Source organism: Azospirillum sp. Marseille-Q6669 (genome assembly GCF_965111635.1).
This window is the reverse complement of sequence record NZ_CBCOOP010000004.1, coordinates 671,001-691,500: the sequence shown is the minus strand read 5'-3', so window position 1 is coordinate 691,500 and position 20,500 is coordinate 671,001. Positions and strand designations below refer to the sequence as shown.

The window sequence follows — 20,500 nt, the reverse complement described above, 5'->3', positions numbered from 1 at the left end:
CGATGCAGGCATCCAACGTCCTGAACCTCGGCATCAAGGAACTGCGCAGCCTCGCCCGCGACCCGATGCTTCTGGTCCTCATCGTCTATTCCTTCACGCTGGCGATCTACACGGCGGCGACCGCCATACCGGAGACGCTCAACAAGGCGGCGATCGCCATCGTCGACGAGGACCGCTCGCCCCTGTCGGCCCGCATCGTCGGCGCCTTCTACCCGCCCTTCTTCCTGCCGCCGGTCCTGATCACCCCCGCCGAGATGGACGCCCGCATGGACGCCGGGCTCGACACCTTCGCGCTCGACATTCCGCCGGACTTCCAGCGGGACGTCCTCGCCGGGCGCCAGCCGGCGATCCAGCTCAACGTCGATGCGACCCGGATGACCCAGGCCTTTTCCGGGAGCGGCTACGTCCAGCAGATCGTCAGCGGGGAGGTCAACGCCTTCGTGCAACGCTACCGCGGGGAACCGGCCCTTCCGGTCGATCTCGCCCTGCGGGTCCGCTTCAATCCCGAGATGAACAAGGGCTGGTTCGGGTCGGTGATCGAGGTCATCAACCAGGTCACGATGCTGTCGATCATCCTGACCGGCGCCGCCCTGATCCGGGAGCGCGAGCACGGCACCATCGAGCATCTGCTCGTGATGCCGGTCACGCCCGTCGAGATCATGGTCGGCAAGATCTGGTCGATGGCCCTGGTCGTGCTCGTCGCCTGCGCCGTCTCGCTGGTCTTCGTCGTCCAGGGACTGCTGGCGGTTCCCATCGGCGGCTCCGTCGCCCTGTTCCTGGCCGGCGCCGCCCTGCACCTGTTCGCCACCACGTCGATGGGCATCTTCCTGGGGACGGTGGCCCGCAGCATGCCGCAGTTCGGCATGCTGCTGATCCTGGTGATGGTGCCGCTGCAGATGCTGTCGGGAGGCATGACGCCACGCGAAAGCATGCCCGCCCTCGTTCAGGACGTGATGCTCGCCGCGCCGACGACGCACTTCGTCACGCTGGCCCAGGCCATCCTGTACCGCGGCGCCGGCCTCGACGTGGTCTGGCCGCAGTTCCTCGCGCTCATCGGGATCGGCGCGGCCCTGTTCAGCCTGTCGCTGGCGCGCTTCCGCAAGGCCATCAACCAGATGTCATGAGCCCGGTATCATGAGCCGCCGCCGGCCCCAACGGCTTACGCGCCGATGAAGCGGGGAGGCCGCTTGCCCAGCAGAGCCGCGATCGCTTCCTTGTGATCCTCGGTCGCATGGGCCAGCGCCTGCATGGCCGCCGACATCTCCAGCAGCGTGTCGAGCTTGACCGTCTGGCCTTCGCGCAGCAGACGCTTGGTCATGCGCACCACATGCGGCGGGTTGACGGCGATGCGCGCGGCCAGCGCCCTTGCCTGCGGCAGCAGGTCCGCGTCAGGAACGACTCGCGAGACGAGACCGCAGGCGAGCGCCTCGGCGGCGTCGATGACATCGCCGGTCAACGCCATTTCACACGCCTTGGAGAAGCCGACGACACGCGGCAGCAGCCACGCTCCGCCGTCACCGGGCACGATGCCGACCTTGACGAAGCTCTCGGCGAAGCGCGCGCTCTCACCGGCGATGCGGAGGTCGCACATGCAGGCGAGATCGCAGCCGGCCCCGATCGCCGGACCGTTCACCGCCGCGATCACCGGAACCTCCATGGCTTCGAGAAGCAGCGGGATGCGCTGGATGCCCAGCTTGTAGTTGCGCCGCGTCTGCGCGGCGACCGTGTCGTTCAGGCCGCCACTTGCCCCCATCTTCTTCAGGTTCCCGCCGGATGAGAAAGCCCCGCCGGCGCCGGTGAGGATGATGACGCGCGTCCCCATCTCCGCATCGAGACGGCTGAACGTCTCCACCAGGGCGTCGATCATCTCCGGATCGGAGATCGGGTTGCGCTGCTCCGGAAGATTGAGGGTGAGCGTGACGATTCCATCGTCGTTGTCTTCGAGCACGAGGGTCGACACGGCGCGTTCCTTTCGTCTTGTCCGATTATGTGTCTTGTCCGGCCGCGCCGCTCAGCGCAGGCCCAGGCCGCGCGCGATGATGCCGCGCAGGATTTCGCGGGTGCCGCCGCGCAGGGAGAAGGAGGGCACGTTCAGGATCGTGTGGGCCAGCACCGCGGAGAAGTCCCGCGTGGACCACTGCGACGGCTCCGCATCGACCAGTTGGCGGGCGATGTCGGGGATCTCCTGTTCGAAGATCGCGCCCAGATCCTTGACCAGCGCGGCCTGCAACGCCGGGTTCTCGCCGTTCTGCAGCATGCCGGCGACCGAGCGCGACAGGCGCCGCAGCACGAGCAGGTGGGCGGTCAGGCGGCCCGCCGCCACCGCCGCCTGCTCCGACGGGTCGGGGCCGAGCGCGCGGACCAGTTCGACCAGCAGCGTGAAGGAGGACAGAAACCGCTCCGGCCCGCTGCGCTCGAAGGCCAGTTCGCCGACCACTTGGTTCCAACCGTCTCCGAGCTGGCCGAGCAGGGCCGAGGACGGCAGAAAGACGTCCTCGAAGACCACCTCGTTGAAGTGATGCTCCCCGGCCAGATCGGCAATCGGGCGAATGGTGATGCCGGGCGTCTTCAGGTCGACCAGGAACTGGCTGGTGCCGCCATGCCGTTCCTCCGCGCCGCCGGTGCGGCAGAACAGGATCATGAAGTGGGCGTGGTGGGCGTAGGTGGTCCACAGCTTGGTGCCGTTGACGACGAAGCCTCCCTCCACCGGCACGGCGCGCGTCCGGACCGCAGCGAGGTCTGAGCCGGAATCCGGCTCGCTCATCCCGATGCAGAAACAGCATTCCCCGGCGGCCATGCGGGGCAGAAGGGTCCGCCGCTGCTCCTCGCTGCCGACCTTCAGCAGCAGCGGACCGCTCTGGCGGTCAGCAAACCAGTGGGCGGCAACCGGCGCACCGGCGGCCAGCATCTCCTCCAGCACGACGTAACGCTCCAGGGCGCTGCGCTCGTGCCCGCCGTAGCGCTTGGGCCAGGTCATGCCGATCCAGCCGCGCGCGCCGACCTTGCGGCTGAAATCGGCGTCGAAGCCGCTCCAGGAGCGGGCGCGATCCTGCGGACGGCGGGTCGCCAGTTCCTCCGCCAGGAAGGCGCGCACCTCGGCGCGCAACGCCTCGACGTCTTGGGCGGGAGGGGGCGGAAAATCGATCAAATCCATGGCTTCGCTTCCTCGGCGGCGCGGCGGGGCCCTGGGATCAGGGCCAGGGGATCAGGGAATGGTCATCAGGCGGCGGTGACGAGCGGCCAGAGACCGTCGGCCCCCGCCCGCGCCACCTCTCGCCCGATCAGACGGCTCCACTCCCCCTCGCCGCCGAATTCATCGCGCCAGGACCACAGGCGCTTGGTGAGGAAATGCAGGCTGTGCTCGTGGGTGAACCCCATGGCGCCGTGGACCTGATGGGCGATGGCCGCGGCGATCCCGGCGGCCTCGCCGCACCGGACCTTCGCCGCCGCGATGGGCAGCGCCGGGGCGCCCTGCGCCACCGCCTCCGCCGCGATGTCCCCGGCGGCGCGGGCGGCGGCGGCCTGCCCGGCGAGCACCGCCAGATGCTGCTGGATCGCCTGGAACTTGCCGATGGGCCGCCCGAATTGGCTGCGCTCGTTGGCGTAGGCGGTGGTCATCTCCAGGATGCGGCCCAGCGCCCCGGCCATGGCGAGGCTGCGCAGGGCGGCGCCCAGCCGGCGCAGGTCCGCCGCCGCGACGCCGGGCGACGGTGCAACGCGCTCGGCCGGCAGCACCATTGCGAAACGCAGGGTGTCGCGGGGCTCGTTCGCCAGATTGACGTCGGGCGTGACCTCCGCCTGTCCCGCCGGGACCAGGGCGACCAAGGTCTGCCCGTCATGCTCGGCCAGGACCATGATCGCGGCGGCGCGGCCCCAGGGCACCCGCTGCGCCGTCCCGGAGAGCAGCCACCCGCCGCTCCGCCGCTCCAGGGTCAACCGGTCGTCTGGTCGGACCGGCGCCAGCGTCACCGGCCCGCCGGGAAGATTCAGCCCGGCACTGGCCAGGATGCGGTTCGCCAGCATAGTTTCGGCCAGCGGCAAGGGCACCGCGAAGGCCCCCGCGAGGCGGATCAGGTTCAGCGCCTCCTCCAACGGCAGGCCAAAGCCGCCGGCATCTTCCGGCACCAGGGCCAGCGGCAATCCCATGTCCTCGACCGCCTGCCACTCCGTCCCGAGCCACCGCCCGGTTTCCGCCAGGGCGAGCTGCCGGGGGGTAAAGGTTTCCTCAAACAGTCTGGTCGCCGTGTCGACCAGGATCTGGCTGGTATCACTCACCGCTGTGTCTCCCCATGTCCGGTTCCCGAGGGCGGTCCCTCGTCTGCCCGCTTGCGCCGTGCCGACCTCACAGGTCGAGCCGGTAGCGGCGCAGGACCTCCGGGTCGGGATCGGCGCCAAGGCCGGGACCGTCGGGAATGGCGATGGTGCCGTCGGGCCGCGGCAGGCCGATCGCGCCGAACACCGGCGCCTCCAGATCGATGTAGAGCCGCTCGATCGCCCCCATTCCGGCGAAGACCGCCGCCATGTGCAGGGTCGCCAGGAAGCCCGGCCCGGAATAGGGCGAGTGCGGGGCGAGCGTCCGCCCGTTCAGCTCGGCCAGGGCGCCGACCCGCAGGAATTCCGTGATGCCGCCGACCTTGGTGACGCTGGGTTGCAGGAAGTCGATCCCCTCGCAGGCCGCCAGAGCCTTGAAGGCCCAGGCGTTCGGCGTGTTCTCGCCGGTCGCGATGGGGACCGCGGCGGCGCGGCGCGTCCGCACCAGCCCATCCAGGTCCTCCGGTGGCCAGACCGGCTCCTCCAGCCATTTCAGCCGGTGCGGGGCCAGCTTCTGCGCCATCTCGATCGCCGCGCCGGGGCTCCAGGCGCAATTCACGTCCAGCATCAGCTCCACCCCGTCGCCGACGGTGCGGCGGGCGGCGGCGACCGTCTCCACGGTCTTCTCGTGCAGCTTGATCTCACGGTAGCCGCGGTCGAGCACCTGGGCGCAGGAGGCGGCAACGAGGTCCGGTTCGCTCAGCCGCATCAGGCTGGCATAGACCGGGATCTCGCCGCGCGCATGGCCGCCAGCCAGCTTCCACACCGGCACACCGGCGCGCTTGCCGGCCAGGTCCCACAGGGCGATGTCCAGCCCGCTCAGCGCGTACTGGACCGTGCCGCCGCGCCCGAAGATGTGCAGCGTCTTCTTCAGGTCCTCCATCAGCCCGGCGATGTCCGTCGCGTCGCGCCCGACGACGAGCGGCGCCAGATTGCGCTCGATGAACAGCTTGGTGACGGGAATGACGTTGTAGCCGAAGGCTTCGCCATAGCCGGTCAGCCCCTCGTCCGTCTCGACGCGGACGATGAGGTAGTTGGCCGTGGTCCACACCGCGCCGCCGAAGCCGGTGGCCGGGCCATTGTGCTGGTAGGGGATGGCGATCGGAATCGCCTCGATGGACGTGATGTTCATGATCGTCTCGCGATGGGAAGGGGACTGCCGCGCACGGGGACCACGTCCCGGCCTAATGCGCGCCGCCCAGATAGACGCGCTGCAACAGGTCGCTGCTCTGCACCTCGGCCGGCGTGCCGGAGCCGACGATCCGCCCGGTTTCCGTGAGGTAGCAGTAGTCGGCGTGGCGCAGCGCCTTCTCGACGAGCTGCTCGACCAGCAGGATCGCCATGCCGGCCTTGCAGAGTTCGCTCGCGACGTCGAGGATGCGGTCGATGACGATGGGCGCCAGACCGCCGGACGGCTCGTCCAGGATCAGCAGCGTCGGATCGCCGATCACCCCCTGCCCCACCGCCAGGATCTGCTGCTGCCCGCCGCTGAGGCGCGACGCCTGCTGGTGGCGGCGCTCGGCCAGCTCCGGGAACAGGGCGTAGATGCGGTCGAGCTTGGTGCGGTCGCCGCGCGACGCCTTCGCGTAGGTGCCGAGCAGGAGATTGTCCTCCACCGACAGGCCGCCGAACACGCGGTGCCCCTCCAGCACCTGGACGACCCCGGACCGCACGATGTCACGCGGCGCGGCGGCCCCGATCTCCGCCCCGGCCAGGGTGACGCGCCCGCCCTTCTTGGGGATCAGGCCGGAGATCGCGTGCAGCATCGTGCTTTTCCCGGCGCCGTTGCGGCCGAGCAGGACGACAAACTCCCCGCGATGGACGCGGAAGGAGGCGCCGTGCACGACCTCGGCCTTGCCGTAGGCGACGTGCAGGTCGACCACGTCGAGCAGGATCGGGTTGGGTCGGTTGACTGAGCCCATGTGCATCTCACGCTCCCAGATAGACGCGGATGACTTCGGGGTCGCTGCGCACTTCCGCCGGGGTGGCGTGCTTGATCATGCGCCCGAGGTTCAGCGTGGTGACACGGTCGCAGACGCTGAACACGAAGTCGGTGTGGTGCTCCACGAGCAGGACGCCGACCCCGGCGTCGCGCAGCGCGGCGAGGATGTCGGCGAGATGCTCGATCTCGGTCTCGGTCAGGCCGCCCGCCGGCTCGTCGAGCAGGATGAAGCGGGCGCGCATGACGAGGCCGCGCGCGATCTCCAGAAACCGCTGTTCGGCGTGGTCGAGCAGGCTCGCCCGGCGGTGGATGGCGTAGCCGAGGCCGACGCCGTGCAGCAGCTCCTCCGCCCGTTCGCGCAAGTCCCGTTCCTCCCGCCGCGCCCGCGGCAGCGCCAGGGCGGTCTCCAGGAAGCCCGCCCGCGTGTCGCACCAGCCGCCCAGCATGGCGTTGTCCAGCACGCTGAGGCTCCCCAGCAGGCGGGGCTTCTGGAAGGTGCGGGCCACCCCGACGCGGGGGCGCCGCTGCACCGGCGAACGGGCGAGCGATTCGCCGTCCAGCCGGACGTCGCCCTCGTCGGTCTGGTAGAAGCCGCTCAGCAGGTTGAGCAGGGTCGTCTTTCCGCTGCCGTTCGGGCCGATCAGGCCATGGATCTCGCCCTCCCGCAGTTCCAGCGAGACGTTGCTGAGCGCCGTCACGCCGCCGAAGCGTTTGCTCACATTGTCGGCAACCAGCGTGCTCATGATGCGTGCCCCCGTTGGATGGCCGTGACCAGGCGCCCGATGTCGGGCTGCACGCCCTGGGAGTCCGGCTGCTTTTTCTGGAAGCGGGCGATCACCGTCTTGATGAGGTGGCCGATGCCCTCCGGCACCACCAGCACCACGGCCAGCAGCAGAAGCCCGTAGAAGAAGTTCCCCAGCTTGGCGAGCGGCGCCACCATCTCCGGCAGGGCGGTCAGGACCACCGTGCCGACGAAGGGGCCGAGGATGCTGCCGCGCCCGCCGATGATGATGCAGACGAAGAAGAACAGGCCGAGTTCGAAGATGAAGGTGTCCGGGGTGATGTAGCTCTGCAAGGAGGCGAACAGCGCGCCGCCGATCCCCGCGGTGACCCCGCTGAAGGTGAAGACCGTCAGCTTCAGCCGGAAGACCGGCACGCCCACGGCGGCGGCGGCGACCTCGCTGTCGCGCAGCGCGATCAGCCCCCGGCCCCACATCAGCCGGGCGACGTTCCAGGTCATCCAGGTGATCAGCCCGGCGACCAGCAGGACCAGCCAGTAGAAGCCCGGCGGCGTGTCGAAGGGTGCGTTGAAGGCCGGGACCGGCAGGCCGGCGCCGCCGCCCGTCAGGTCGCCCTGGGCCAGCGACAGCTCCGCCATGATCAGCGCGAAGGCCATGGTCGCCATGGCGAAGTAGAAGCCGGGAAGGCGCAGCGACGGCAGGCTCAGCAGGAAGCCGCACAGCCCGCCCAGCGCGCCGGCCAGCGCCAGCGTCAGCAGCGGATCGACCCCGTAGCGCCCGACCACGATGGCGAAGGTGTAGGAGCCGATGGACAGCAGCCCGACATGGCCGATGGACAGCTGGCCGGTGTAGCCGACGACAAGGTTGAGCCCGGCGATCAGCACCCAGTAGACGCCGATCAGCGCGGCGAGGTGGAGCTGGTAGAAGTCGCCGACCCACAGGGGCAGGGTTGCCGCCGCAATGACGCCGATGGCGAGCGCGCCGACACGCGGAAGGGGGGATGCCGTCATACCGGGCGCACCTTCTTGGAGCCGAAGAGACCTTCGGGTTTGACGAGAAGCACGACCATCAGCAGGCCGACCGCGATGGTCTGCTGGTACTCGCCGCCGAACAGGTAGGTGGCCACCGTCTGGAACAGGCCGAGCGCGACGCCGCCGACCAGGGCGCCGACGTTGCTGCCCAACCCGCCCACCGCCAGGGCGATGAAGCCGTACAGGGTCAGGGTGAGGCCCAGCGCGAAGAAGGCGAAGGTCAGCTGGCCTGCCGCGAAGCCGGCCAAGCCGCCGAGTGCGCCGGCGATGGCGAAGGACAGGGCGCGGGTGCGGTCGGTGGCGATGCCGCGGGCGCGGGCGGCAAAGGCATCCTCCGACACGGCCTGGAACACCTTGCCGTACATCGTCCGCCGGTAGAAGAATTCGAGGCCGAGCGCCATCGCGACCACCGCGGCGATGGGCAGCCAGTATTTCTGGTCAAGGACGCCCGCTGTGAAGTCCTGGTCGAACAGGCGCGGGAAGGGGCGCGGCTCGGTGCCCCACCACAGGCCGACCGCCTGCTGCACCATGGTCGCCAGCGCCAGCGTGCTGAGCAGCCACAGATGCTCGTCGGAGCGGGCCAAAACGCGGCGGATCGCGATGACCTCGGTCAGCAGGCCGAAGCCCGCCCCGACCAGCACCGCGCCGACCAGCGCCACCGGCGCCGGAAGCCCGAAATCGAGCATGAAATAGGCACCGAAGACACCGCCCAGCATGCAGATGTGGCCGGTCGTCACGCTCAGGACCTTCGAGGTCGAGAACATGATGTTGTAGGCGAGGCCGGTCGCCGCGTAGAGCGCGCCGATCGCCAGCCCCGACACAAGAACGGTAAGCATCCTGCCATCCGTTTGTGAATTGCCGTGGATATCCGTGATGGCGCGACGGTGGGTCGCGCCATGGCCCTGCTGCCAGAGCCCTGCCGCCGGATCAGTGCGGGGCGGCCTCGAAGCTGCCGTCCTTGAAGGTATTGGCGCGGTTGATCACGATGCTGGCATCCGGGAATCCGTTGCGCTGGTTCGGTCCCCAGCTGTAGACGGCGTAGCTGCCCTTCAGCCCCTGGGTGTTCTCCAGCGCCTTCTGCACCGCGGCCTTGTCCGTCGAGCCCGCGGTCTTCACGGCGTGCTCGATGATCTTGACGGTGTCGTAGCCCAGCGTGACCCACCAGAAGGTGAAGTTGATGGTGCCGCCGAACTCCGGTCGCATCTTCTCCATCAGGGCGCTCGTCGCCTCGGGCAGCTTGCCGTCCGGGCCGTAGGTCGTGCTGGCGTAGCCGGCGGCGTAGGTCTTTTCCCAATAGTCGGGCTTGTTCAGCAGATCCTTGATCGGCAGGCCCATGATGGCCGGATGGCCGACGACGGGAACGTCCCACTGCATGTTGCCCCGCGCGTTCAGGACCCGCGCCAGCAGACCGGTGGCCGCCGACCAGGGCATGACCACGTCGGCACCGGCGGCGCGCGCCTTGGTCATCTCGTCGGTCAGGTCCGTCTTGTTGGCGTCGATCAGCACGCTGTAGACCGGCTTGATCCCGGCGTCCGCCAGCAGGGCCTCCGCCTTCTTGGCGCTCGACGTGCCGTAACCGGTGGTGTCGCCGATGATCGCCACCTTGCTCCGCTTCAGGGTCTTGATGGCGTAGGTGTTGGCGCTGCTGATCCACTGCTCGTTGGTGGCGATGGCACGGAAGGCGCGCGGGTACTTCTGCGGGTCGGTCAGCTCGTCGACCGTGCCGATGATGATGTTGGGCACGCCGGCGCGGGCGAGGATCGGGACGGTCGCCAGCGATTCGCCGGAGTTCACCGGACCGATGACGAAGTCGACCTTCTCGCTGAGCACGAGCTGCTGTGCGAAATTCACCGCCTTGGTCGGGTCGCCCGCGGTGTCGCGGGTGATCAGCTCGATCTTCCGGCCGTTGATCCCGCCGGCCTTGTTGATCTCGTTGACGGCGAACTGGACGCCCTGGTTCTCGGCGATGGCCGCCGACGACAGCGGACCGGTCAACGAGGACAGCCAGCCGATCTTGATCGGCGAGGAGTCGGCGCTGGCTGTGCCGGCAAGCAGGCCGAGCGCCAAGGCGAGGCCGGCGCCCAGCCCCGAACGGCCAAGATGGATACGGATGGGATTCCGGTGCGTGCTCATGGTTCCTCCCGTTTTGTGTATCGTGCTTTTCGCTGATCATCATCGAAACGAACATTATTTCGCAAGATGTTTTTCATCCGGCGCTAAAATTATGTCGATGAATGCGCTCATTCAGGCACCCGACTCGCCACGCGGGCATGAAGAGACAGTTCGCCGGAGACGCAACGCGCTGCTGGGAGTCCGGCCTTCCAGATCGCATTACGGCACGGCCCAACCATCAGACGTCACGATGCGCACGCTCACCAGCCACCAAAAAAACTGACGCCAAATCAGCCAAAAATGAAAAAGTTCTTGCAATGAAAGCGGCGTCAGACAACCATGAGGAACAAGAACAATCGCCATCGCAAACGGTCGGCGCCCTCGTCGCACCGATGGGGCGTGACAGCAGGGAGGTAGGGCTTGCGCATTTCCGACATCGAATTGGCGGCGGTGGACCTGCGCCTGGAACGGCCGTTGCGCACGGCGATCCACGAAATCAGCACGGTGTCATGCCTCCTCGTGACCGTGCGGACCGATGAGGGGGTGGTCGGCGAGGGCTATGGCTTCTGCTTCGGCATGGACCGCCTGCGCGCCATCGCCCAGTTGACCGCCAGCCTGAAGCCGAAAGTGATCGGCCGCGATCCGTTCCAGGTGGAAGCGCTGTGGGCCGACCTGTTCCGCCATCTGAACTTCTGCGGACAGGCCGGGCTCGCGCTGCACGCCATGACGCCCATCGACGTCGCCTGCTGGGACATCATCGGGAAGGTGGCCAACCAGCCGCTCTACCGGCTGTTCGGCGCCCATCGCGAGCGCGTTCCGGTCTATGCCAGCGGCGGACTCTGGCTGTCCTCCGGGCTGGACGAACTCCGGGCGGAGGCGCGGGCCTTCGTCGAGCAGGGCTTCAGGGCGATGAAGTTGCGCCTCGGCTCCAAGCGCTGGCAGGACGACATCGCCCGGATCGAGGCGGTGCGCGACGTCATCGGCCCGGACATCGCCCTGATGGTGGACGCCAACCAGGGGCTCCCCCCCGCCCACGCCCTGCGGCTGGGCCGCGCGCTGGAAGGGTTCGAGCTGGTGTGGTTCGAGGAGCCGGTCCCGACCTGGAACGACGAGGGGAGCGCGGCCCTGGCGGCGGCGCTGGACACCCCGATCGCCAGCGGCGAGACGGAGTACACGCGCTACGGCCTGAAGCGGCAGATCCACGCCCGCGCCGCCGACATCCTGATGCCGGACCTGCAGCGGATGGGCGGCTACACCGAATTCCGCAAGGCGATCGGGCTGATGGCGGCCCACGACGTGCCCTTCTCCCCGCACATCTTCACGGAGCACAGCCTGCATCTCGTGGCGTCCTCGGCCGGCGCCATCCATGCCGAGCATATGCCGTGGTTCGGGCCGCTGTTCCGCGAGCCCATGCCCATCGAGGCGGACGGCACGATCCTGGCGCCCGACCGCCCGGGCGTCGGCTTCACCTTCGATTGGGACGGCCTCGACGGGATGCGCGCGCCCCTCTGAGGCGCCCCCTGGACGGCCACGGCCCAGGCGATGGCCGGGCCACAGATCACGATGGATCGATGACATGACAGCGTTCGATGGCGGAGCGGCGGCGGATGCGCCGCGCTCCCTGGGGCCTCTTCAAGGCATCCGGGTCCTTGATCTCTCCCGCGTCCTGGCCGGCCCCTGGTGCACCCAGTGCCTGGCCGACCTCGGCGCGCAGGTCCTGAAGATCGAAAGCCCCGGCGACGGCGACGAGACGCGGAGTTGGGGCCCCCCCTACATGGGCGACTTCGCCGCCTACTACACCTGCGCCAACCGGTCGAAGCGCAGCCTGGCCGTGGACCTGAAGAGCGCGGAGGGCCAGCGCCTCATCCGCGATCTCGCCCGCCAGGCCGACGTCGTGATCGAGAACTTCAAGCTCGGCACGCTCGACCGGTTCGGGCTGGGATACGACGACCTGAAGGCGGTCAACCCGCGCCTGATCTACTGCTCCATCTCCGGCTACGGGCGCACGGGACCGGAAGCGGCGCGCGCCGGCTACGATTTCGTCATCCAGGGCGAAACCGGCCTGATGTCGGTGACCGGCTTCCCCGACGGGCCGCCGACCAAGGTCGGCGTCGCCGTGTCGGACCTCTTCTCCGGCCTCTACGCGTCGCAGGCGATCCTGGCCGCGCTGCTGGGCCGCCAGACCACCGGCCGCGGCCAGTTCCTCGACGTCGCCCTGTTCGACTGCCAATTGGCAGCGCTGGCCAACGTGGCCGCCGGAGCGCTCGCCACGGGAGCGGAGCCCAAACGCTACGGGAACGCGCACCCGAACGTCGTGCCCTACGAGGTGTTCGAGGCGTCCGACGGGCCGTTCGTCCTCGCCATCGGCAACGACCGGCAGTTCCGCACCCTGTGCGACGGCGTGCTCGACGACCCGGTCCTGCGCGACGATCCGGCCTTCCGCACCAACGCCGCACGGGTCGCCAACCGGACCGGGCTGAGCCAGCGGCTCGCCGCGCGCTTCCGCGAACACCCCCGCGCCCATTGGATGGAGCGTCTGGAAGCCCGCAGCCTGCCCGCCGGCGCCGTGCGCTCGGTCGCCCAGGCGCTGGCGTCCGATCAGGTCGCGGGGCGCGATCTGATCCATGGATTCGAGACGGAACGCGGCGGCCCGATTCGCGTCGTCCGCTATCCCGTAAAGTTCGGTGACGGCCTTCCCTGCCCCACCCCACCGCCGGCGCTGGACGAGGGCGGCGCGGAGGTCGCCCGGCGCTGGCTCGATCCGGAGCGGCCGGACCCGGTTGCGGCCACAGCCGCCGCGCGGTCCTGAGGGGTCCCTGGAAAGCCATGACGCGCAAAAGTCTTGACACATCTTCCGATAGGGCACAGGTCCGACGGCTGGGCCGGAAAACCACCCAGTCCCCCGGCCGGACAACGACGCAGGGCAGAGCCATGGTGAAGAGCGCGGACGAGGAACGGACGAAGGCCAACAGCGACGGCGAGCGCGAAGGGCCGGCCGGCACGCTGGCCCGCGGGCTGGCGATCCTCGACGCCATCGTGGACGCGCCGCAGCCGCTGCTGCTGGGCGAGATCGCGACTCTGACCCGCCTGGACCAGAGCACGACCCTGCGCCTCCTGCGCACGCTGGAGGACAGCGGCTACGTCGTCCGTCTGGCCGATTCCAAGCGCTACGCCCCCTCGCCCAAGGCTTTGCTGCCGCTGCCGCTGATGCACCCCATCAACCAGCTTCGGCGCGAATCCCACTCCATCCTGATCGAGCTGGCGCGCACGCTGCGCGAAACCGTCGTCCTCGTGCTCTATCTCAGCACCGAGCGGATGGTGACCGACATCGCCCAGGCTCCGGGGTCGCTCTCCCCCTACTACAACACCTGGCTGCACGGCCCCCTGCACGGGTCCGGGTCCGGCAAGGCCCTGCTGCTCAGCCTCGATGCGGAGCAGCGCGCCGCCGTCCTCGGGCCGGAGCCGTACAAGGCCTTCACAGCGCAGACCATCACCAAGCAGGCCGATCTGGAGCGGGACCTCGCCACCTCCGCCGAGCGGGGCTATGTGGTGGCCCATGACGAACACCATCTCGGCCTGACCGCCATCGCGGCCAACATCCCCACCTGGAACAACGGGCATGTCGGCTGTCTGGTGGTGACCGGCCATTCGCGCGACATGGACGAGGCGAGGGTCGCCGACATCGGCCTGGAGCTGGTCCGCGTGGCGAAGCTGATGCCCTACCAGCTCAGCAGCCTCCGCTCCGTCGCGCATGTGGTCGGAAAGTAAGAAGAACCCAGGAAATCCCCGAGGGAGAAGAGACATGCCCATCGTCAACATCACCCTGATCAAAGGCCGGCCGCAGGACAAGAAGGCCGCGATGTACCGCGAGGTCACGGACGCCATCCACCGCACCCTGGGTGCGCCGCGGGAGAGTGTCCGCATCATCCTGAACGAAGTCGAGCCGCAGCACTTCGCGGTCGCCGGCGAAGCCAAAACCGGCCCCTCCTCCTAAGCCCAAACGCCTTGCGACACTGATGCGCCGCTTCGGCTCCTTGCCGAAGCGAAGGGAGGCGTGCGCCCGCCGGTCGGGCGCACTGAAAAAGGAAGAAACCATGAGCAACGGACCCGGCTCGGCGACCGGTGGACGCCTTCTTGTCGACATGCTGCGTCTGCACGGGGTTGACCGTGTGTTCTGCGTTCCGGGGGAAAGCTATCTGGCCGTGCTGGACGCGCTGGTCGACGCCCCGGAGATCGCCGTGACCATCTGCCGGCACGAGGGCGGGGCGGCGATGATGGCCGAGGCCTATGGCAAATGCACCGGACGGCCGGGTATCTGCTTCGTCACCCGCGGGCCGGGCGCGACCAACGCCAGCCACGGCGTCCACATCGCGCACCAGGACTCCTCACCGATGATCCTCTTCATCGGCCAGATCGAGCGGAGCGCGCAGGAGCGCGAGGCCTTCCAGGAGATCGACTACCGCCGCATGTTCGGCCCGCTCAGCAAATGGGTGGCCCAGATCGACGAGGCGGGCCGCGTGCCGGAGATGGTCAGCCGCGCCTTCGCCACGGCCACATCCGGCCGGCCGGGACCGGTGGTGCTCGCCCTTCCCGAGGACATGCTGGTCGAAACGGCGGCGGTCCGCCCGGCGAAGCCCTACCGCCCCGTCGAGCCCGGCTTGCGGCCGGAGGACCTGGCTGAACTCGAACGCCTGCTGCGCGGCGCCGAGCGGCCGTTCCTGATGATCGGCGGAGGCGGATGGACGGCGGAGGCGTGCGACGACATCCGGCGTTTCGCGGAGGCCTGGGACCTGCCGGTCGGCGTCTCCTTCCGCAGCCAGGATCTGTTCGACAACACCCACCCGAACTACGCCGGCGATCTCGGCCTCGGCGTGAATCCGGCCCTGGCCCGGACCGTCCAGGGCGCCGACCTTCTGCTGGTCGTCGGGCCGCGCCTGGGCGAAGCAACGACCGGCGGCTACACGCTGCTCGACATCCCGCTCCCGCGCCAGACATTGGTGCACGTCCATGCCGGGGCGGAGGAGTTGGGCCGCGTCTACCAGCCGGCCCTGGCCATCAACGCCGGGATGCGCGCGACGGCCAGGGCCCTGGCCGCTCTGGCGCCGCCGGAGCGGCGCCGGGCCCCGGAACGGACTCGGGCCATCCATGACGCCTATCTGGCCTGGACGGCGCCCCCGTCCATTCCGGGGCCGCTCCAGATGGGCGCGATCATGGAATGGCTGCGCGACAGCCTTCCGCCGGACACCATCGTCGCCAACGGCGCCGGAAACTTCGCCATCTGGCCGAACCGCTTCCACCGTTACCGGCGCTTCCGCACCATGCTCGCCCCGACCTCCGGTTCGATGGGCTACGGCATCCCGGCGGCGATCGCGGCCAAGCTGCTGCACCCTGAACGGCCGGTGGTGGCGTTCGCCGGGGACGGCTGTTTCATGATGAGCGTGCAGGAGTTGGCTACCGCCGCGCAGTACGGGGCGGCGATCGTCGTTCTGCTGGTCAACAACGGCATGTTCGGCACCATCCGCATGCACCAGGAACGCGAGTATCCCGGCCGGGTCAGCGGCACCGACCTGACGAATCCCGACTTCGTCACGCTGGCGCAGAGCTTCGGCGCCCATGCCGAACGGATCACCGAAACCGGCGACTTCATGCCGGCCTTCGAACGCGCCATGGCGGCGGGACGCCTCGCCCTGCTGGAACTGGTCATCGATCCCGACGCGATCAGCCCGACTCACACGGTGACCAGCCTGCGCGAGCAGGCAATGCGGACACGGAGCGCCTGAGATGCTGACCTTCGACGACTGCCTCGCCCTCGCCGACCTCGCTCCGGAGCGCAGGACGCTCGTGGACGACATGGGGACGGTGCCCGCCCTGCACCTGATGTCCGATGCCGCCGACCCGGAGGCCACGGCCGAGCGGGACGAGGCGTGACCGGCCGGTCCGCAAGCGAACGGAGACAACGCGCATGAGGCACAATTTCATCGCCGGGCGGTGGGTGGCCGGAGACGACGCCCTCGCCAACATCAACCCGTCCGACACCGGCGACGTCATCGACCGTTACGCGGTCGCCAGCCGTGAGATGGTTGCGGAGGCCGCGCAGGCGGCACGGGCGGCCTTTCCGGCCTGGGCGCACAGCACCTCACTGCAACGCGCCGATGCGCTCGACGCGGTCGGCGGCGAACTGCTGGCGCGCAGGGAGGAACTGGGCACCCTGCTGTCGCGGGAAGAAGGCAAGATCCGGACGGACGGCATCGCCGAGGTGGTCCGCGCCGCCCAGGTCTTCAAGTTCTTCGCCGGCGAGGCCCTGCGCATCCCCGGCGAGAAGGTCGCCTCCGTGCGTCCGGGGGTCGAGGTCGACATCATGCGCGAGCCGGTCGGGGTGATCGGCATCATCACGCCGTGGAACTTCCCCATGGCCATTCCGGCCTGGAAGATCGCCCCGGCGCTCGCCTACGGCAACTGCGTCCTGTTCAAGCCCGCCGAGCTTGTTCCGGGATCGGCATGGGCGCTGGCCGACATCATCGCGCGCGCCGGCGTACCGGCCGGCGTGTTCAATCTGGTGATGGGGCCGGGTTCGGTGATCGGGGATGCCCTGGTCGACGGCGTGGACGCCATCACCTTCACCGGCTCCGTCCCGACGGGAACCCGAGTGGCGCAACGGGCGGTCGGCCGCATGATCAAATGCCAGCTCGAAATGGGCGGCAAGAATCCCCTGATCGTGCTGGACGACGCCGATCTGGACATCGCCGTGGAGGCGGCGGTGAACGGCGCCTTCCTCCAGACCGGACAGCGCTGCACGGCGTCGTCGCGCCTCGTCGTCACCGAGGGCATCCATGATCGTTTCGTCGCGGCGGTGACGGAGCGGCTGGAACGGCTGGTGGTGGGGCACGCGCTGAGCCCCGAGACGCACATCGGTCCAGTGGTGGACGAACGGCAACTGGAGCAGGATCTCTCCCACATCGCCACCGCCGAGGGGGAAGGAGCACAACGGCATTGGGGCGGTCGGGTGCTGGAGCGGGACACGCCCGGCTTCTACCTCTCGCCGTGCCTGCTCACCGAGACGACCAACGCCATGCGCATCAACCGCGAGGAGGTCTTCGGGCCGGTCGCCAGCGTTGTCCGCGTCAAGAATTACGACGAGGCCCTGGCCGTCGCCAACGATACGCCCTTCGGTCTTTCATCGGGCATCTGCACCACGTCGCTGAAGCACGCCACCCATTTCCGCGCCCACTCGGCGGCCGGACTGGTCATGGTCAACCTGCCGACCGCCGGGCTGGATTTCCATGTGCCGTTCGGCGGGCGCAAGGGTTCCAGCTATGGCCCGCGCGAACAGGGCCGCTACGCCGTGGAGTTCTACACCTCCGTAAAGACGGCCTACGTGCGGGCCATGTGAGGGCGGCCCTGTGAGGGCGGGCCATGTGCGGAACGGTGGGCGTCATGAAGCCCCACCCCACACCAGCCGCCGCCCTTCGCCGGCGTCGAACAGGTGGGCGGCGGCGGCCGGCAGGCGCAACGGCAGGACGTCGCCGGGACGCGCGGCCACGCGCTCACGGAACACCCCGACGAAGGGTTGCCCGGCAAGCCGCCCCACCACCTGCGTTTCGGAACCGGTCGGCTCGACCACCGCGACGTGAAGCGGGACGCCCTGCTCCGGGTCGATGAGGGCGTGCTCCGGGCGCAGACCCAGCACCGCCGGGCGTCCGTCCGCCTCCGGCGGAACCGCGGACAGCGGCAGGTCCGGCCCGCCGTCCAGCCGGAAGGAGGTGCGGCCGTTCACCGCGATCCGCCCCGTAAGGAAATTCATGGCCGGTGACCCGATGAAACCGGCGACGAAGCGGTTGGCCGGGCGGTCGTACAGGTCCAGCGGCGGCCCCGCCTGCTCCACCCGTCCGTCGCGCATCACGACGATGCGGTCGGCCATGGTCATCGCCTCGATCTGGTCATGGGTGACGTAGATGGCGCTGGTCCGCAGGCGCTGGTGCAGGGCCTTGATCTCCGCCCGCATCTGCACGCGCAGCTTGGCGTCCAGGTTGGACAGCGGCTCGTCGAACAGGAACAGCCGGGGATCGCGCACGATGGCCCGGCCCATGGCGACGCGCTGCCGCTGCCCGCCCGACAGTTGGCCGGGCCGGCGGTCGAGCAGGGCCGACAGGCCAAGCACCTCCGCTGCGCGCGCCACCCGCGCCGCAATCTCTCTCCGGTCCACGCCCTTCAGGGTCAGCGCGAAGCCGAGATTCTGCGCCACCGTCATGTGGGGATAGAGCGCGTAGTTCTGGAACACCATTGCGATGTCCCGGTCCTTCGGCGGCACGTCGTTGACGAGGCGTCCGCCGATGCGGATCTCGCCCTCCCCGGCCTCCTCCAGCCCGGCGATCATGCGCAGCAGCGTGGACTTGCCGCAGCCGCTCGGCCCGACCAGCGCCACGAACTCCCCGTCGGCGATGTCGACCGACACGCCGTGGAGGACCGGCGTGCCGCCGTAGGATTTGCGGAGGTCCCGGATGATCACGGACGCCATGGCGTTTCCCTCCTCAATCCTTCAGGCCGCCCGCGGTCAGCCCGCGGACGAGGTATTTGCGGACCAGCAGCGTGAAGGCCAGAACCGGCAGCATCACCAGCGTGCCGGCGGCGGCGATCTTGCCCCACTCCCACCCCTCGTACTGGAGGAAATTGGTGATGGCGACCGGGGCGGTGACGGCGTTGGTGCGCGTCAGGATCAGCGCGAAGAAGAAGTCGTTCCAGGAGAAGATGAAGCAGAACACCGCCGTCGCCGCCAGACCGGGCGCCGCCAGCGGCAGCGTGACCCGCCGGAACGCCTGCCACACCCCGCAGCCGTCGATCCAGGCAGCCTCCTCCAGCGACCGGGGAATGGCCGCGAAGAAGGTCTGCATGAACCAGACGACGATGGAGATGTTGAAGGTCATGTAGATCAGCGCCAGCCCGACCACGGAATCCTGCAAGCCCACCCAGCGGTAGGCCAGGAAGAAGGGGATCGTCAGGGCGATGGGCGGGGCCATGCGCGTGGCCAGAATCCACAACGCCACCCGCCGCCGCGCCCGGAAACGCCAGCGGGTCAGCACATAGGCCGCCGGCACGCCCAAGGCCAGGGACGCCGCGGTGGACAGGCTGCTGACCAGCACGCTGTTCAGGAAGGATTTCGGGAAATGCCCCTGCCAGAGCGCCGCAAAATTTTCCAGCGTCGGCAGGAAGAGGACCGCGTCGCCCAGCACCGCGTCGGCGGGGCGCAACGCCATCTGGACCATCCAGGCGAAGGGGAACAGAACCAGCAGCAGCAGCGCCAGCGCCGCCGCGTGCAGGCCGATGCGGTGTCGCCGCCAGCGCAGCGGCCGCACCCGTCCGGGCCATGCCGCGATCCGGGGGGGATGGGAAGGCGCGGCGGCCCGCGTCGCGTCAGTCATGGTGCACCTCGTTCCATCCCAGGCGGCCCACCAGCCAGCTCACCGCGAAGACGCCGCCCAGCATCAGGACGGCAATGGCGCTGGCGTAGCCCCAATAGGAGAAGTTGAACGCCTCGATGAAGCCGTAATAGTTGGTGACCTCCGTCGCGGTGCCCGGCCCGCCGTTGGTCAGGACGTAGATCAGCGGAAAGGCCTTCAGGCTGTCGATCAGCCGGAACAGGCCGCAGACGACCAGCGCCGGGCGCAGATAGGCCAGGATGATGTGGCGGAACACCTGCCGGCGGTTGGCCCCGTCGATCCGCGCCGCCTCCAGCGGCTCATCCGGGATCAGTTGCAGCGTCGCCAGCACCATCAGCATGGTGAAGGGAAACCACTGCCACGTCTCGGCCACCGCGATGGCCCAGATCGCCAGCGTCGGATCGGTGATCAGGGAGTCGATGGGCAGCCCCGCCGCCTCCAGCAGCCGGTGCAGCGGGCTGACGTCCGGCGTGTAGAGGATCTTCCAGATCAGCGCGACCACGATGGGCGGCAGCACCATCGGGATCAGGAAGGCGGCGCGGATCGCCTCGAAGAAACGCGCGCGGACGTTCAGCAGCAGAGCCACCCCCAACCCCACCGCCAGTTGCAGCCCGACGCTGGTCGCCGACAGGTGGAACTGCAGCAGAACCGAGTTGTGGAACCGCGCGTCCCGCAGCAGTTCGCGGTAATTGCCGAGCGGATCGGAGAAGTCGAACACCGTGCCGGGGTTGACGAGGCTGAGCGGGGTCAGGCTGACCCCCAGCAGGAACAGCCCCGGCAACAGCGTGATGACCCCCAGCACGACCAGCGCCGGCAGAAGCCCCGCCAGATAGGCGCGGCGACAGGTCTGTTCCCAGCCGGCGGGTGCCCGCTCCGCCTTCGGTCGCGCCGGATTCAGAAAGGCCATGGCCGCGCCCTCCCCCGCATGCC

The 20,500-nt window shown here is 69.2% G+C and carries 20 protein-coding genes; 8 read left to right on the top strand and 12 right to left on the bottom strand.

What is annotated here, in order from left to right; translation table 11 throughout:
- Positions 1 to 2: 2 nt before the first annotated feature.
- Complete coding sequence (locus ACWPXE_RS24515; protein ID WP_454019918.1) at positions 3 to 1,124, top strand: ABC transporter permease; 1,122 nt, start codon at positions 3 to 5, stop codon at positions 1,122 to 1,124.
- Between the two features lie 35 nt (positions 1,125 to 1,159).
- Here ACWPXE_RS24515 and ACWPXE_RS24510 read toward each other — a convergent pair whose 3' ends face one another.
- The 9 genes from ACWPXE_RS24510 to ACWPXE_RS24470 form a co-directional block, all read right to left on the bottom strand.
- Positions 1,160 to 1,960, bottom strand: a complete 801-nt coding sequence (locus tag ACWPXE_RS24510) for a crotonase/enoyl-CoA hydratase family protein (RefSeq protein ID WP_454019917.1) — start codon at positions 1,958 to 1,960, stop codon at positions 1,160 to 1,162.
- Positions 1,961 to 2,011: 51 nt separating this feature from the next.
- The gene (locus ACWPXE_RS24505; protein ID WP_454019916.1) at positions 2,012 to 3,154 is read right to left on the bottom strand and encodes an acyl-CoA dehydrogenase family protein; all 1,143 of its coding nucleotides are present in this window, start codon (positions 3,152 to 3,154) and stop codon (positions 2,012 to 2,014) included.
- A gap of 65 nt (positions 3,155 to 3,219) precedes the next feature.
- Entirely contained in the window at positions 3,220 to 4,275 is a 1,056-nt protein-coding gene (locus ACWPXE_RS24500; RefSeq protein WP_454019915.1) for an acyl-CoA dehydrogenase family protein, read from the bottom strand.
- A gap of 67 nt (positions 4,276 to 4,342) precedes the next feature.
- The gene (locus ACWPXE_RS24495) at positions 4,343 to 5,443 is read right to left on the bottom strand and encodes a mandelate racemase/muconate lactonizing enzyme family protein (RefSeq protein WP_454019914.1); all 1,101 of its coding nucleotides are present in this window, start codon (positions 5,441 to 5,443) and stop codon (positions 4,343 to 4,345) included.
- Between the two features lie 52 nt (positions 5,444 to 5,495).
- A complete protein-coding gene (locus ACWPXE_RS24490) occupies positions 5,496 to 6,239 on the bottom strand; it encodes an ABC transporter ATP-binding protein (RefSeq protein ID WP_454019913.1) in 744 nt (247 codons plus the stop codon).
- Position 6,240: 1 nt separating this feature from the next.
- Positions 6,241 to 6,996 (bottom strand): ABC transporter ATP-binding protein, encoded by a 756-nt coding sequence (locus tag ACWPXE_RS24485; RefSeq protein ID WP_454019912.1) that lies wholly within the window; start codon positions 6,994 to 6,996, stop codon positions 6,241 to 6,243.
- Complete coding sequence (locus tag ACWPXE_RS24480) at positions 6,993 to 8,003, bottom strand: branched-chain amino acid ABC transporter permease (RefSeq protein ID WP_454019911.1); 1,011 nt, start codon at positions 8,001 to 8,003, stop codon at positions 6,993 to 6,995. Before ACWPXE_RS24480 ends, ACWPXE_RS24485 begins: the two co-directional genes overlap by 4 nt.
- Positions 8,000 to 8,860 carry a branched-chain amino acid ABC transporter permease gene (locus tag ACWPXE_RS24475; protein WP_454019910.1) on the bottom strand — a complete coding sequence of 287 codons (861 nt, stop codon included), beginning with the start codon at positions 8,858 to 8,860 and terminating at the stop codon, positions 8,000 to 8,002. Before ACWPXE_RS24475 ends, ACWPXE_RS24480 begins: the two co-directional genes overlap by 4 nt.
- A gap of 91 nt (positions 8,861 to 8,951) precedes the next feature.
- On the bottom strand, positions 8,952 to 10,157 hold the full coding sequence (locus tag ACWPXE_RS24470; RefSeq protein WP_454019909.1) for an ABC transporter substrate-binding protein: 1,206 nt from the start codon (positions 10,155 to 10,157) through the stop codon (positions 8,952 to 8,954).
- A gap of 399 nt (positions 10,158 to 10,556) precedes the next feature.
- Between ACWPXE_RS24470 and ACWPXE_RS24465 the strand changes: the two genes are divergently transcribed.
- The 7 genes from ACWPXE_RS24465 to ACWPXE_RS24435 all read left to right on the top strand — a co-directional run bounded on the left by ACWPXE_RS24465 (position 10,557) and on the right by ACWPXE_RS24435 (position 17,526).
- Positions 10,557 to 11,648 carry a mandelate racemase/muconate lactonizing enzyme family protein gene (locus ACWPXE_RS24465; RefSeq protein ID WP_454019908.1) on the top strand — a complete coding sequence of 364 codons (1,092 nt, stop codon included), beginning with the start codon at positions 10,557 to 10,559 and terminating at the stop codon, positions 11,646 to 11,648.
- Between the two features lie 64 nt (positions 11,649 to 11,712).
- On the top strand, positions 11,713 to 12,945 hold the full coding sequence (locus tag ACWPXE_RS24460; RefSeq protein WP_454019907.1) for a CaiB/BaiF CoA transferase family protein: 1,233 nt from the start codon (positions 11,713 to 11,715) through the stop codon (positions 12,943 to 12,945).
- A 122-nt stretch (positions 12,946 to 13,067) separates the two neighbouring features.
- Positions 13,068 to 13,904, top strand: a complete 837-nt coding sequence (locus tag ACWPXE_RS24455) for an IclR family transcriptional regulator (protein ID WP_454019906.1) — start codon at positions 13,068 to 13,070, stop codon at positions 13,902 to 13,904.
- 34 nt (positions 13,905 to 13,938) lie between these two features.
- Entirely contained in the window at positions 13,939 to 14,130 is a 192-nt protein-coding gene (locus ACWPXE_RS24450; RefSeq protein ID WP_237906856.1) for a 2-hydroxymuconate tautomerase, read from the top strand.
- 100 nt (positions 14,131 to 14,230) lie between these two features.
- Positions 14,231 to 15,916 (top strand): thiamine pyrophosphate-binding protein, encoded by a 1,686-nt coding sequence (locus ACWPXE_RS24445; protein WP_454019905.1) that lies wholly within the window; start codon positions 14,231 to 14,233, stop codon positions 15,914 to 15,916.
- 1 nt (position 15,917) lies between these two features.
- A complete protein-coding gene (locus ACWPXE_RS24440; RefSeq protein ID WP_454019904.1) occupies positions 15,918 to 16,064 on the top strand; it encodes a hypothetical protein in 147 nt (48 codons plus the stop codon).
- 34 nt (positions 16,065 to 16,098) lie between these two features.
- Positions 16,099 to 17,526, top strand: a complete 1,428-nt coding sequence (locus ACWPXE_RS24435) for an aldehyde dehydrogenase family protein (protein WP_454019903.1) — start codon at positions 16,099 to 16,101, stop codon at positions 17,524 to 17,526.
- 42 nt (positions 17,527 to 17,568) lie between these two features.
- Here ACWPXE_RS24435 and ACWPXE_RS24430 read toward each other — a convergent pair whose 3' ends face one another.
- Genes ACWPXE_RS24430 through ACWPXE_RS24420 form a run of 3 tightly spaced genes read right to left on the bottom strand, consistent with a single transcriptional unit; the run spans position 17,569 to position 20,477 of the window.
- A complete protein-coding gene (locus ACWPXE_RS24430; RefSeq protein WP_454019902.1) occupies positions 17,569 to 18,651 on the bottom strand; it encodes an ABC transporter ATP-binding protein in 1,083 nt (360 codons plus the stop codon).
- 13 nt (positions 18,652 to 18,664) lie between these two features.
- Positions 18,665 to 19,552, bottom strand: coding sequence for a carbohydrate ABC transporter permease (locus tag ACWPXE_RS24425; RefSeq protein WP_454019901.1), 888 nt, complete (start codon positions 19,550 to 19,552; stop codon positions 18,665 to 18,667).
- Entirely contained in the window at positions 19,545 to 20,477 is a 933-nt protein-coding gene (locus ACWPXE_RS24420; protein ID WP_454019900.1) for a carbohydrate ABC transporter permease, read from the bottom strand. Before ACWPXE_RS24420 ends, ACWPXE_RS24425 begins: the two co-directional genes overlap by 8 nt.
- Positions 20,478 to 20,500 lie beyond the last annotated feature (23 nt).

Bases quoted from the DNA above. Each gene is read 5' to 3' on its own strand.
- ACWPXE_RS24515 (WP_454019918.1), top strand. From the start codon at position 3: ATGCAGGCATCCAACGTCCTGAACCTCGGCATCAAGGAACTGCGCAGC.
- ACWPXE_RS24505 (WP_454019916.1), bottom strand. From the start codon at position 3,154: ATGGATTTGATCGATTTTCCGCCCCCTCCCGCCCAAGACGTCGAGGCG.
- ACWPXE_RS24495 (WP_454019914.1), bottom strand. From the start codon at position 5,443: ATGAACATCACGTCCATCGAGGCGATTCCGATCGCCATCCCCTACCAG.
- ACWPXE_RS24490 (WP_454019913.1), bottom strand. From the start codon at position 6,239: ATGCACATGGGCTCAGTCAACCGACCCAACCCGATCCTGCTCGACGTG.
- ACWPXE_RS24485 (WP_454019912.1), bottom strand. From the start codon at position 6,996: ATGAGCACGCTGGTTGCCGACAATGTGAGCAAACGCTTCGGCGGCGTG.
- ACWPXE_RS24480 (WP_454019911.1), bottom strand. From the start codon at position 8,003: ATGACGGCATCCCCCCTTCCGCGTGTCGGCGCGCTCGCCATCGGCGTC.
- ACWPXE_RS24475 (WP_454019910.1), bottom strand. From the start codon at position 8,860: ATGCTTACCGTTCTTGTGTCGGGGCTGGCGATCGGCGCGCTCTACGCG.
- ACWPXE_RS24470 (WP_454019909.1), bottom strand. From the start codon at position 10,157: ATGAGCACGCACCGGAATCCCATCCGTATCCATCTTGGCCGTTCGGGG.
- ACWPXE_RS24460 (WP_454019907.1), top strand. From the start codon at position 11,713: ATGACAGCGTTCGATGGCGGAGCGGCGGCGGATGCGCCGCGCTCCCTG.
- ACWPXE_RS24455 (WP_454019906.1), top strand. From the start codon at position 13,068: ATGGTGAAGAGCGCGGACGAGGAACGGACGAAGGCCAACAGCGACGGC.
- ACWPXE_RS24450 (WP_237906856.1), top strand. From the start codon at position 13,939: ATGCCCATCGTCAACATCACCCTGATCAAAGGCCGGCCGCAGGACAAG.
- ACWPXE_RS24445 (WP_454019905.1), top strand. From the start codon at position 14,231: ATGAGCAACGGACCCGGCTCGGCGACCGGTGGACGCCTTCTTGTCGAC.
- ACWPXE_RS24440 (WP_454019904.1), top strand. From the start codon at position 15,918: ATGCTGACCTTCGACGACTGCCTCGCCCTCGCCGACCTCGCTCCGGAG.
- ACWPXE_RS24435 (WP_454019903.1), top strand. From the start codon at position 16,099: ATGAGGCACAATTTCATCGCCGGGCGGTGGGTGGCCGGAGACGACGCC.
- ACWPXE_RS24430 (WP_454019902.1), bottom strand. From the start codon at position 18,651: ATGGCGTCCGTGATCATCCGGGACCTCCGCAAATCCTACGGCGGCACG.
- ACWPXE_RS24425 (WP_454019901.1), bottom strand. From the start codon at position 19,552: ATGACTGACGCGACGCGGGCCGCCGCGCCTTCCCATCCCCCCCGGATC.
- ACWPXE_RS24420 (WP_454019900.1), bottom strand. From the start codon at position 20,477: ATGGCCTTTCTGAATCCGGCGCGACCGAAGGCGGAGCGGGCACCCGCC.